The 12,203-nt window shown below is 60.1% G+C and carries 12 protein-coding genes; 8 read left to right on the top strand and 4 right to left on the bottom strand.

Features of this window, described 5'->3' with window-relative positions:
• Positions 1 to 39 precede the first annotated feature (39 nt).
• Genes IU459_RS15720 through IU459_RS15710 form a run of 3 tightly spaced genes read left to right on the top strand, consistent with a single transcriptional unit; the run spans position 40 to position 2,524 of the window.
• On the top strand, positions 40 to 720 hold the full coding sequence (locus IU459_RS15720; protein ID WP_195130263.1) for a hypothetical protein: 681 nt from the start codon (positions 40 to 42) through the stop codon (positions 718 to 720).
• A complete protein-coding gene (locus tag IU459_RS15715) occupies positions 717 to 1,871 on the top strand; it encodes a radical SAM protein (protein ID WP_195130262.1) in 1,155 nt (384 codons plus the stop codon). Before IU459_RS15720 ends, IU459_RS15715 begins: the two co-directional genes overlap by 4 nt.
• Entirely contained in the window at positions 1,871 to 2,524 is a 654-nt protein-coding gene (locus IU459_RS15710; protein WP_228837965.1) for a hypothetical protein, read from the top strand. Before IU459_RS15715 ends, IU459_RS15710 begins: the two co-directional genes overlap by 1 nt.
• A gap of 230 nt (positions 2,525 to 2,754) precedes the next feature.
• Here the strand turns inward: IU459_RS15710 and IU459_RS15705 are convergent, their stop codons facing one another.
• Together IU459_RS15705 and IU459_RS15700 are read right to left on the bottom strand one after the other, a co-directional pair.
• The gene (locus tag IU459_RS15705; protein ID WP_195130315.1) at positions 2,755 to 3,699 is read right to left on the bottom strand and encodes a carbohydrate kinase family protein; all 945 of its coding nucleotides are present in this window, start codon (positions 3,697 to 3,699) and stop codon (positions 2,755 to 2,757) included.
• Between the two features lie 5 nt (positions 3,700 to 3,704).
• On the bottom strand, positions 3,705 to 4,169 hold the full coding sequence (locus IU459_RS15700; RefSeq protein ID WP_195130261.1) for an NUDIX hydrolase: 465 nt from the start codon (positions 4,167 to 4,169) through the stop codon (positions 3,705 to 3,707).
• A gap of 221 nt (positions 4,170 to 4,390) precedes the next feature.
• Here IU459_RS15700 and IU459_RS15695 point away from each other — a divergent pair, with 221 nt between their 5' ends.
• Positions 4,391 to 4,585 (top strand): hypothetical protein, encoded by a 195-nt coding sequence (locus tag IU459_RS15695; protein ID WP_195130260.1) that lies wholly within the window; start codon positions 4,391 to 4,393, stop codon positions 4,583 to 4,585.
• A gap of 20 nt (positions 4,586 to 4,605) precedes the next feature.
• Positions 4,606 to 4,794 carry a hypothetical protein gene (locus tag IU459_RS15690; protein ID WP_324198885.1) on the top strand — a complete coding sequence of 63 codons (189 nt, stop codon included), beginning with the start codon at positions 4,606 to 4,608 and terminating at the stop codon, positions 4,792 to 4,794.
• 524 nt (positions 4,795 to 5,318) lie between these two features.
• On the opposite strand, the gene IU459_RS15685 is transcribed toward IU459_RS15690, so the two are convergent.
• Positions 5,319 to 8,270, bottom strand: a complete 2,952-nt coding sequence (locus tag IU459_RS15685) for an NB-ARC domain-containing protein (RefSeq protein WP_195130258.1) — start codon at positions 8,268 to 8,270, stop codon at positions 5,319 to 5,321.
• Between the two features lie 15 nt (positions 8,271 to 8,285).
• The gene (locus IU459_RS15680; RefSeq protein WP_195130257.1) at positions 8,286 to 8,825 is read right to left on the bottom strand and encodes a hypothetical protein; all 540 of its coding nucleotides are present in this window, start codon (positions 8,823 to 8,825) and stop codon (positions 8,286 to 8,288) included.
• A 253-nt stretch (positions 8,826 to 9,078) separates the two neighbouring features.
• Between IU459_RS15680 and IU459_RS15675 the strand changes: the two genes are divergently transcribed.
• From IU459_RS15675 to IU459_RS15665, 3 genes are all read left to right on the top strand, one after another.
• Positions 9,079 to 9,345, top strand: a complete 267-nt coding sequence (locus IU459_RS15675; RefSeq protein ID WP_195130256.1) for a hypothetical protein — start codon at positions 9,079 to 9,081, stop codon at positions 9,343 to 9,345.
• Between the two features lie 89 nt (positions 9,346 to 9,434).
• Positions 9,435 to 10,628, top strand: coding sequence for an OmpA family protein (locus tag IU459_RS15670; protein ID WP_195130255.1), 1,194 nt, complete (start codon positions 9,435 to 9,437; stop codon positions 10,626 to 10,628).
• A gap of 213 nt (positions 10,629 to 10,841) precedes the next feature.
• Entirely contained in the window at positions 10,842 to 12,161 is a 1,320-nt protein-coding gene (locus tag IU459_RS15665; RefSeq protein ID WP_195130254.1) for a hypothetical protein, read from the top strand.
• The last annotated feature ends 42 nt before the right edge of the window (positions 12,162 to 12,203 follow it).

The following is a 12,203-nucleotide window of genomic DNA, read 5'->3' as shown; positions in this document are numbered from 1 at the left end:
GGCGGGTCACGAAAACCTTGCCGAGGAAAGGGGTAGGCCGTGGCGTTGTCCCTAGTAGTTCCCATCTTTGGTCCGCCAGCAGCGGGCAAAACGACGCTGACGATGCAGCTCGGATCGGCACCTGGGCGCCGGGTGTTCCGACTGCGGGAGCATGTCTCGCAGGAGGTGCTGGCCGCAACGGCGGTTACGCCGGAGCAGTTGGGGTGGATCGACGACTACACCGTCGCAGCAGCACTCCGCTCCTACTTCGAGACCGTCAATGCGGACCCGACGGTTCAGGCAGTGCTGCTCGACAATTTTCCCGGTTCCGCGGCGCAGGTTGATCAGCTGCTGGCGATCCTGTCGTCGCTGACGCCCTGCCACATCGAAGCCATCGAAGTGGTGACCGACGTCAAGACGCTCCGGCAGCGCGCCCGGAACCGGAAGGTCTGCCATCGCTGCGAGCGTGACCCGATCAACGATCCCCGCTTGCCGGCGATCCCGAGTGATGCCGACCCGTGGCAGTGCGGCCGGTGCGGGGGCTTGCTGCATCCCCGACGCGGCGATTCACCGCGGCTGTTCAAAGCGCGTATGCAGCGCTACCACCAGGCGGCAGTCGGCATCCGCGATGGCTTCGCCCGTGCCGATGTCACCCTCACCCAGCTCGACACCACCAACACCATCGACGGGGCGGCCAATTTACTTGCCCCGCTGCTTATTTCCCGGAGTGCACCACGATGACAACCGTTGATCTGCCTACCCCTGGCCTGCGAGCCAACGGCGACCGCTATGGCCATGCCCGCATGCCCCGTGGTGCCGACGTTCCTGAACCGGACCGGATTGACCGCGTCGCGTACGGCCGGTTCCGCAACGTCTACCTCTACATCACCGAAGCGTGCCAATTACGCTGCGAACACTGCTACATGGGTGAGCGGCTGGACCGCGCGCTCAAGATGCCCTTGCCGCAGATTGTGGACACCCTGACCACCTGGCGGCGGATGGGCGGTGACAAGCTGACCATCCTCGGTGGCGAGCCGACGCTGCACCCGCACTACTGCGAGGCGATTCGTCTCAGTCGGAAATTGGGCTACAAGCACGTCATCACCACGACCAACGCCCAGAAGCCCGCGCTCAAGAAGTTCCGCAAGCTCGAACCCGAGGATTTCGCCTACATCCAAGTCAGTTTGGACGGGGGTAGCGGCGACAGCCACGATGCGATCCGTGGTGCGGGGACCTTCACCCAGGCGCTGGAAACCACCGCCGAACTGACCCGCCGCGGTTTCGACACCCGCATCATCTGCACGGTGAACAAGGCGAACGAGCAGGACGTGCTGCAACTGCTCGACATTGCCGATCAGCTCGGGGTCAGCCTGGTGAAGTTCCATGTCTTCTCGACCATCGGCACCGGGCACGGCAACCCGGAGATGGCCATGAATCCGCAGGAGTGGGTGGACTTCTGCGACAACTTGAATGTTGTTGCACCACAGTATAACACGCGGGTGTGGTATCAGCCGACCTATGCCCGGCGTGACCAAATGGAGCGCTACGCCGCCGAGGGTTACCAGGGGTGCATCGGCCGGACCTTAGATCGGATCTCGATCTTCCCGGACGGCCGCTGCTACGTCTGCTCCTATCTGTTCGACACCGAGCTGCACTTCGCGCAGATGGTCGACGGTCAGGTGCAGCTGAATCACGGGGTCAATGAGTTCGACCTGTTCACCAGCGCGCTGGCCGAAAGCTCCTGCGGCGGTTGCAAAGCCAGTGCCTGCCAGGGTGGCTGCCCGGCCGAGGAGCTGGTGATGGGCAAGGCGTCGTGTGCTGCCTACGACGACATCGTGCCGGTCTGCCGGTTGTGGAAGTCCAGCGCCAAACCCGAAAGCGAGCCTGCCTGATGGACACCATGGAAACCCTGGTCGAGAGTCTTCGCGACCTGGATTGGAACGATATCGACGCCGTCGAAACCGCCTGCATCGAAGTGCTCGACATCTTGGTCGAGGACCCCAGCATCGTGCGCAATCGGATCGCCGTCTTGCCCGCTAGGCCGGAGTTGTTCAACTTGTGCGAGCACTACGACATTCTGGACAAGCTGGTGCTGCACGATGACGCCGAGGCCGGCTTCCGCGTTCGGCTGCACATCTTCCTGCCCGGCTACTTCGACCGGCCGCACAATCACCGGTGGTCGTATGCCAGCCGGATCCTGCGCGGCCAATACCGGCACTATCTGTTTGGCAACGCCGAGGTGGACGAGCATGTCGATCCGGCCAAACTGCCGGTGCTGCAGGCGCGAGAGGAACTCGTCGGCTCCAGCTACGCTCTGCACCACTCGATGGTGCACGCCGTGGTAGCCGAGCCCTACACTGCCTCGTTGGTCATCCGTGGTCCGGCCGTCAAGGATCGCTTCCTGGTCATGGATCGCCTGACGAACGAGGCGTGGTGGCAGTACGGAGCCAAGCAGGAATCCGACGAAGACGCCGTACGGAAGCGGATGACGCCCGAACGACTCGACTGGCTGATCGGGCAGCTGGATGAGTGGAAACTGTTCTGAGCTGCGCAAACGATCAAGATCGACTGTCGGTCCCTCGGATTACGCTCTGCCCGTGAGCACACAGAGCACGAAGAAGTGCAAATACTGCAATGGGCCGGTCCGCTAAGTCGATAGCCCCATCGAGGGCCACGGCGCTGGCGAACCGGCTCGGGTGGACCGGATGTATCACTGCCTACGCGGCTGCGACATGTCGCGCCTCACGGGCGAGTGCGGTCACGACATGCATCGGATTAGCTAGCGTGGCGTGACTGCTGACGCTGGAGACCACCGCCAGCGACGACGGCCTCCAGCTCCGCCAGCGTCGGCAGTGGGGCACTGTGGTGTCGTGCGCACCGCAGTGCCCCACTCGCCGACCCGAGCACCATACTGCTCGCCATCGACCACCCCTCCCGCAGGCCATAGAGCAGCCCGCCCGAGAACGCAGCGCCAGCGCAATGGGTATGCCGCACCGCCACCGGAAAGGCAGGCACGGCAACTTCGTCCGTGGGGCTCACTGCCACCGCCCCGTAGGCTCCAGCCGTCACCACCACCCAGGCCGCGGCCGTTCCCGCCAGCAGCGAACGGGCGACGGTGAACGCTTCGGTATGGGCGCGGTCATCGACGTTGGTTTGCACGAGCAGCTTTTCGTAGCCGGCCGCCGCGGACCGAATCCCATCCGACAGCGGCGATCCGCCGAGGTTAACGAGCACCGGCACCTGCGCCGCACGCGCGGTTTCAATCACTCGCACCGCCGCTGTCTCGATGAGCTGGTAGGCATCGACGTACACGAACGATGCCGTGGCGATTGGTGACAGGTCGACAGCGGCGAGCTGTTCCACCACCCCCGGCAGATGCGCGAACCAGGTCCGGGTGTGGTGCTGATCAGCAATCACCACGATCCATGGCGTGACGACTCCGGGATCGGACATGGCGGTCGTCGTGACATTGCGGCGCCTCAACCAGGTTCGGACAATCCGGCCGTCCTCATCGTCACCAATATCGTTGCCTACGAGAGTGGTTGGCGCATCCAATGCCGCTAGCACCGCTGCGGCCATCGGGCCATCGGCAGCGATGGACTGCTCGGTGGCCCGAACCTCGGCACCGTGGTTGGCAACCGGAAACAGCGGCACGCTCCAAAGTTCGGCCAGGGCAAGATATGAAACACAGACGATCGGGCCGTCAGCACATGCCGCCATCACCACTACCAGCCGTAGACCGAGAAAGGTGTGCTCTTGGCGATGTGCTGCATGGCTGTGCTGCAGTAGTCAATCATGTGGTCGGGCAGGGCATCTGCCGCGAACCACTCAAGCGCGCTGCACTTGTCCGGCTCCAGGTTGGTGGGTTCACCCTGCCAACTGCGCACGGTGAAGAAGAACGCCATCCGGCCGCCCGAGGACGAGTTGTGCATGATGTGGCTGAACTGCACATCAGCCGGAGCGATCGTCACGCCGATCTCTTCTTCGGCTTCACGGATCAGAGCGTCGATGACGGATTCGCCGGCCTCAAGGTGCCCCGAGGGCAAATGCCATGCCCCATCTTCGAATCCGGTGTTCTGTCGTTGACCGAACAGCACTTCGTTACCGCGGCGCAGCAGCAGATGGACATCGCCGGTGACCTTGTGACGCTGGGGCTTGGTTTCGTGACTGGATTCAGTCGTGACGCTCATACGGGCGCGTTTCCTTTCACCTGGACTATATCGCTGACCTGGACTTTTACCGAACTTCGGGGTGAATCACGCCGAGCCTAATCCCTTGGTGACGTCCGGCCTATACGCCGGACGCATAACGCGTCGAGCCAACGCGGTATAGCCCCTGACCAGGGGTTACGCGAATTCTGGACCGCACCAGCCCGCCGGACAACGGCCAAACCGCAAGGGAGGCAACCGGAATGCGTACGAAGCCACGTCATATTCACATCGAAAGCGGTGCCCTGACGCTCGACTACCAGGCCAGTGCCGAACAGGCTCAAAACGTGGCAGCTGAGCTTTCCAGCGGCTACACCGATCTGCAACTCGTGGTGACGATCGACGACAACGTGCCCGAGGATCTGCCGCCGTTGCCCTGCGCGGATTTGTGGGAGTGAGCGCAACGATGGCAAATCCCGTGGAACACAGAACCTTCGTTCATGCCGACGGTGTGCTGGCAGAGTTCATGTGCCAAGTCCACCTACTCGAACTAGCACCGGAACGCGCCAGGGAGTTGCGGCATATCCACCGCAAGCACCATCCAGACGACTGCGTGGTCCATCTGGAGGCTGCCTGGCTTCTACTGCTCGGTGACGAGGCGTGGTGACGGTGCAGCTCCTTCACGGGGCTGGCTGCTGATTCGGATGGCCTCGTCTCTTGTCCCCATCCTCTGGCCCGCCTCGGTGTTATTCACGGCGCTGCTCGGCTTCCGAGTTGGTCGGTGGTGGCAGGGGGTTCAGAAGGAAAACCGCCACACTGTCGCGTTCATCCGGCGTCACAGTGACGCTACGGATTCGACTGACACATCAGGCGATGACAGTGGGGATGACGGTTCCTGGCTGCCGAGGCCGCCGACCTCGCCGCCGGACGGGTGGATGGAAGATGAAGCGGGCGAAGGGTATTCGGACGATCCACGATCCGACATAGACGCTGCTACCTCCCCGATAGAACGGGTGCCGGCCAAGGGCAAAGCTGCGCGATGGGCGCGGGAGGATGAGGACACGGCGGTTTTGCCGCGGTTGCAGGACATCCGGCCTCCGTTGCGGGCGACGCCGATTCGACGGCCACCGTGGGTGTGACGTTGCAGATGACAAGAAACGACACAAGAACGTGCTCCTTGATGTCATTCGATCAGATTATAAACAGCGCTATCACTGCCTTGCGTTCCGCTTTCACCCAGTCGGCAATCCGCAGCTTATCCTGTCGCCCAATTTCCGTCAGCGCGGTAGTGCAAGCAATGCGTGCCGCCTCAATCGCATCAGATGAGCTATTGCGGACAATTTCCAGGACATATCTGGTAATGAGTGCATCGGCATTCCAGTAACGGCACTTCACCTCATTCATGTGAGCCGCAATATCATCGAGCGCCTCTGCGCATAGATCGAGATCATAGCCGTCGGACTCAAACATTTCCAGCTTGATCGCACTCAAAGCGCAGATAAAGACACCTGTTGTGTAGCCGAAACTTTCACACCATGTACCAATCCGAATAAACCAACTGCGACAAAGCGGATGGCCCTCAGGTATATCCGTCATTGGAATCAAGTGATAGAAGTTCACCTCGGCGGCCGCAAGGCCGAGACCCGAATCATTGTAGGCCATAGCGGATTCCTCAAACGATTTACTGAGGAGAGTAACGTACTGCCTATTGCTCTGTCCTTCAGCGGGGTGATTTACTCGCACTATGAGAAGTGCAAGGTTTCTGATTTGCTCATACCGCAAGGCGAGTAGATTATCAAATTCATTGCTAGTGTCGAAGGGGCCGCTTCGGGGAAAATTCGGGTCCGCTTGCAGAAGCGCATCGCCGTACAAGATATATTTCTGTACCAGCGAATAGTTACGACTGTATATCCCCAGCTCGATCAAGCGATGTGCGTACTGAATACGTAGCCGCCCGACTTCTGGATGCAATTGCCGCAATTCTTCACAACGTTCGATCGAGCTTTCCAGCCAAAATTGCGAGGTTTCCCACTGCCCTGCATGGAGATTTGCAACTCCAAGCCACAACCTGCTATTCAAGTCTGCTTGCCAGTGCAGCTGCGCTAGAATGTAAAAGCTGGTATTTTCATTAAGTGGGTCGAATTTTGGCGAGCGGCTTAGTGGATGAAAAAAGCTTCCCAGTGTCGCCTCATAGAGGTACAGGTCAGAACTCATGTCATTCTTCAAAACCTCGCCGAGCGACACGCCTTCCTGATCTATTTCCCCATCCAGATATCCAAGCTCCATTGCCTCACGCTGCAGCGGATTGACCGTGTTGCGATTTTCAATTATGAGTTCATACTTGATGAGGTCGACGAGCATCACGCGGAGTGAATCAGTAAGCATGGCGGTCTCTCTGAACTGCCGCAGCATGGCACCGGTAAAATGGGGCATAATTTCTTGCATGGCCGATATGTCGGCATCTGACATAGTCGCTGGGCGCGTAAGACGAGGCAAGTTCATTGCGGTGTACTGAAGGACCAGCATCGCAATAGAAGGCCAACGGGTTGGAGACGGAAAGCCTCCGATCCAAGATCGAATATCTAGGTGGTACGCTAGCGATCGAATTCCATCATAGACTACCTCAGATATTTCGTCGTGCCGAATCTCATCTATCAAGATATCGGCCGTCAGACTATGGATCACGTACCGGTCCGACCGGCGGATCAAACTGCGCTGTTCCAGTATGTCGAGATATTTTCCCAAGCGAGCAATCTCTATGTAAGCGACCTTCATCGGTTCGCCTTTTTCTGAGAACAGGAGAGGGAATACCGTATCGAAGTTGTTGAAGTACGGGCCGAACGCAACGATTAGATCCAGTACGCGAAGCACCGCATCCCCGTTTTCCTCAGCGGCAAGTTGTCTGGTGATAATCGTGTAGATGGCGTACAGTGTGCGGTCCTGTGCGCGGATGCCTCTACTTTTCTGTGGAGTGTAAGTGCTAAGGACGGCAGGAAGGTCGTCGCAGAATGCATCGACATCGTTAAAGTATGGCGCTTTTGTAAGGCACGTGGAGCCATGAACAATCGCAAGCGGGCGGCAATCGAGCGCTTGCGCTAACTTTATTGCCGCCTCCTCGGACACGCTGGGCAGTTCGTTGCGTATCAGACTCACAGCCTCGGGTTCTTCCATCACGCCGATGCTGATTACTTTTGATGACCCCGGAATTGCATGTACGTGCCGACTTGTGACGATTACCCGACTGTGTGGTTCGTCGGGCAAAATTGCATCTAGTAGGTTGTCACCCTCATCTCCATCTGGGGCGTTGTCAATTAATACAACTGAAGGTGCATTGTCGCCAGCAAGGAGCTTCTTGAATTCCCGGCGCAGCGTGTAGGGATCGGTGCTATTAGGAAGTGCGCGAGCCTCTTCGAGAACGGCCGCGATGGTGTCGGTCAGAGACTGTTCTGTGTGAGCAAAGATAATTGCAGGCAGGGCCGCTTCTTTCCGTGCTACATACTTGGCTAGAGTGCTCTTGCCCATCCCGGCGTCACCATGGATCAAAATGACGTGCTTGCCATCCAAGATGGCTTGATGGATCTGTTTTTCGATTTCAAGGCGAGGAATGTAGTCGAGGTCTACTAGCGGCGGTGATGGCTCATCTGGAGTCATATCCTGGAGGACGAGCACTAAGATTTCACAGAGTAGAAGCAGCTTCCGCCTAACCTTGCTCTCACTGATGGAATCTGTATTCGAATTCCCGGACTCGGCCTTGATAAGATCCACCCGGTCGTTGTAACGTAGCGGAGCTCCCGTAATTTTCTCCTGCTTTACCACACGAGGGTCTATCATGTAGATAAGCTCACCCAGTTGCCGCCAGGAATGCGAGCCAACCTTTCCATACTGCTGTTCGAGTTCGTATGAATCTAGCTTACCGACCGCAGCCTCTATTAACCGCCCGACCGCAGCAGTTGGGTTTTCTGCCCACTCCCTTTTTCCACGTATTCGTATAGTCGCCTTTGCGAGAAAATCATAGTACTCAACATCATTAGTACCGGGGAGGAAGATCTGAAGATCCTTGAGTGTCGCCTCATGTAGTCTATTGGCATCTAATGTCAGGTGTTTGGGCAGCTTGGGCTGCGGTTTAAAGAGCGGTAGCGCCACACACCGAGTATGCCACTAGACGGGCTTGCCCGCAGCTATTCGAGCAGCCTCAACCTGCTCTATGCGCACCCCGAGATCGGCGCCCTGTTCGGGCGTGACGCGCTTCCGTAGACCAAGAAGGCAAACACCGGCCATATCCCACGCGGACTCGGAATTCAGGTATCGCTCAAGAAGTACGCTGCTCGAAAATGCATATTCCGTCGAGCCAAGATAGTACGCCGCTTTGCAGGCAGTTGTGTCGAATACTTCCTGCCAATGAGGGTCATTTGCAAACTGGAAGCCAGTAATGATCTCTTTAGCTCGATCGGGATCTCCGTCTTCGGCAATCCCGGCGATCGCCGCATGGAATATGGACTCAAGCAGGGATTCATCATCAGCCCCGGGAATGGGGTCGCCATAGTCTGTATTCCCCGCCGTATACTCGTCGAGCTCACAGATGACCGCCACATTAAGTCGCTTCAACGTATTGAGGCTGGCGCGGCCAAGCTGAAACATGTGACGCTGTTCGTGCGCCACTCGCTCATAGCCCGGTCTTTCATGGTTCAGCGAAGTCATATGTAGTTATGTCAACCATTGTCGCATGATTTGTATCAATGTCAACCATATGTTGACGTTGCTGCCGCTATCCCATCATCGGCGCGCTCATGTCATACGTGACACCGAAAGTGACACGAGGAGCACCTGTCGGTGTCACCGCCCTTCTACGAAGCTCAGAAGCATCAACTTGATGCTTGAAAACTCCACAGCGTGAACCTCATAGAACCCATTCGGGAACCTGCCCATGAAGTATGTAAGGAGGTGCCCAACCATGGGTACCAAAATGACCCCCGAAACCACCGGCCTGGATATGGCCGAGTCGCTGTACCCGGTCGTTCCGGACAGTGATGACATCAAGGTGGCGAGCGAAATCTTCGCCTTCGCCCATGCCCGCCTCAAGGAGCTGCGCCGGGATCTGGATTCCGTCTTGGCCGAATGCGAAGAGCTCGCCCCCTTCGCGGTCACGCACACCAAGCGCCTCGGTGACCTCCTGGCCAAGGCCCACATCGGCTGGTTCTTCCACTGGCCGCACGAGTAGCTCCGACTCAAGCCGTTCCGGGTGGACATCAGGCGGTGCGCCTGGTGTCCACCCGATCCCAACCATTTGCATTTCTTCTGAAGGAACCCATGTCTCCACCCACCACAAGCGGGCGTATCCACCGCCTGTACCTCCGCATCGCCATCCTGATCGCCATCACCGCCGCCCTGGCTGCATCCCTCGGCCTCACCGCCTGTACCCCAGACACCACTGCCGCATCCGCCCCGATCGTCATCGTGGCCCCATCCACCTCGGCCGAACCGCAGCCCAGCATCCCCAAACCCCTTGAGGCAGAACTTGTCTCCTACGCCAGCTCGGCCAAGAAACCCGGCGACGCTGTGGTGCGCATCGTCAGTTCGGTCAACGGCCCGGTTATCGGGAGGGATTTGACGCCTCTTCGCGGCAAGGACGTCGAACACGGTAGTGCCAAGGACCGCAAGATCCATGAGAGCATCGCGGCCCTGCAACAGGACCTCGCTAACCTTCAGGCATCGGCGCCGGGGTTGGAGCTGGTTCGCCTCATGGATCGCGGCAGCCAATACCCCCGCGCTCGGATGTTCGTACTGAGCAGCGGCGCAAGTACCGAACCGCCCGTTGATTTGGATGCTCGCGGTCTGAACTTCAATCCAGAGGACATCGCCGAATCCATCCATCGTCAGGGTCTCTTGAACCTGACCGGCCACCATGTCACCTATGCCGGCCTCGGCGTGGTGGGTGGCAGCCAGCAGCCCCGACTGCCTGCCTTCGCCCGGAAGCAGTTGGAAGCCTTGTGGCTTCAGATCTGCGAGAAGGCCGGTGCCGACCGTTGCGTCGTTGCCGAATCCGAACCGGTGACGGTACCACCGCGGGCGACCTTGCCCGTCCCGATCGTGCCGGTCCCAGCGGCCTACACCGACGCCGATGGGTGCGCCCGCTACGCCCAGTTGGACGACCAAACCTTGCATTTCGCCCCGGACAGTGCCGCATTGCCCGCTTCCGCCGATGAAGTGCTGCGGCCTCTGGTGGAGTCGGCCCGACGCTGCCGGGTCCGGCAAGTGGATGTGATCGGGCACATTGCCTGCACCACACCGGATGGTCGGGACAGCAGCAACCTCAGTGGCCGGCGGGCCGAAGCTGTGGCAGCACGCCTTGTCGCCCTGGGCCTGCCATCCAGCCTGCTGGGCACCGTGACTGGCCGCGGGGCGAATGAGCCGGTCATCCCGAATCTGACGCCCGATGGCCTCCAGTTCATCGAAGCGGCGGCCGTGCTGAACCGTCGAGTCGAAGTGACGCTCGAACAGTGACGTTTGCCGGTCGGTCCGTGCCGTGAACACGGATGTATTCGTCTCGGCTGCAACGCCTTCCACCCCTTGCACCTGCCAACTAACTCCGAAGGAGTCTGTATGTCCCGTCCGCTGAGCCGGAGATCCCGCTCAACACCGAGAGCGTCCAGCTCGTCACCGCCATCCCCGGCGTACACACCGCCACAGGTATCCAAGGCAGATGTATGGACCGCCGTGCGTGGCCGGTCATCCTCCCGCCGTCAAGCGGCACCGATCGTGTGGGCGCTGTTCCGGGAACAGCTGCGCATCAACAAGTCTCGCTCCGCCGATCGCGTGAGCTACTTGGAGGCCGAAGTTGCCAGCGAAGGCATCCAGGCCGCCACCAAGATTCGGGATGAGGCAGTGGCCAACCTCGGCAAGCTCACCCAGCAGGCGGTGCAGCTACGCGGCACCATCACGCTCGTGGAGGCCGACATGGCCCGCTTGGCGACTCGGCCCATCGTCGGTGCCCATGACGAGCTGCTAACAGCCACCGAGGGCGAGCAACGCCAGTCCGCCGTGGATGCGCAGATCAGGAAGGAAACCGGCACCGGCAGCCTGAAACACCGTCGCGTACCGAAGGCCATACGCCTGGCCGCACTGCTGGTGCCGGTTGTCGATCTGCCGGTGTTCACACTGTTCGCCGGGGACATGTTCAACGTGGCATGGGATCAGGTGGCCGAAGGACGGGCGCTGCTGCCCGCCATCACGTCTGTCGTGTTCGGGTTGCTCGCCACCGCGGGCCTGGCGTTGGCGCTGCATGTGGTGGGCTTCGACCTGCGCGGTACCAAGGATGCTCAGGGCCAGCCGAACATACCGAAGGGGCGGCCTGGAATGGTTTCCCGGCTGCTGATCGCTGGCGTGGCTTCTCTCGGCATACTGACAGCCGTCGTGATGGGCTTCCGGGTGATTCGGGAATCCTTGGCCGCCGAGGTCGGGGTACCCGGCGCGGTGATCCTGGGCTTGTTCTTCGCCTGCGTGGTGGCGGTCCTGAACCTCGTGGTGGCCGTGACGGTGTTCCGCGATGGCTCGGTGCTGACCGACGAACTGTCGCACCTGAGGCGGCAGCTGCGACCCGTGCGGAAGCAGCGGCAACGGTTGGAACGGAAGCGGGATGAACTCGCGAACCGGATCGACCTGCTCATCGCCAAGGGGCAGCAGGTGCGCACGCTGACGGTACTCAAGATGGCCCGGCCCATCGCGGGAGCGGATCAGCTGAGGGCTATCGCCCGCTCCCTGCACCAGGGGTGCGGCTGGGGCGTGGAGTTCCTTCCGGTGGGGCGGGATTCGTTCGGGCTGTTCGCTCCCGCCACCCTCGTGGATACATCGGTGCTGGACGAACTGGTGGTCCGCCTCGAAGGGCTGGCCGTGCGCCGGGATGCAGCCGAGGCCGGCGACGGCAAGACATCGGGCAGCCCGAACCCGGCTACGGCCAACGGGCAGAAGCCGCCTGCGAACACGGTAGCAACGGGGGATCAGGATACGCCGGGCGGTATCACCGACGCAGCAGCCTGATCACTGCCATTCCTGTTACCTCATTTCTACGCAATTCCTGCG

The organism is Nocardia amamiensis (genome assembly GCF_015477605.1).
Lineage (GTDB): Bacteria > Actinomycetota > Actinomycetes > Mycobacteriales > Mycobacteriaceae > Nocardia > Nocardia amamiensis_A.
The sequence above is the reverse complement of the archived record's forward strand: the minus strand, read 5'-3'. Positions and strand labels throughout refer to the sequence as shown.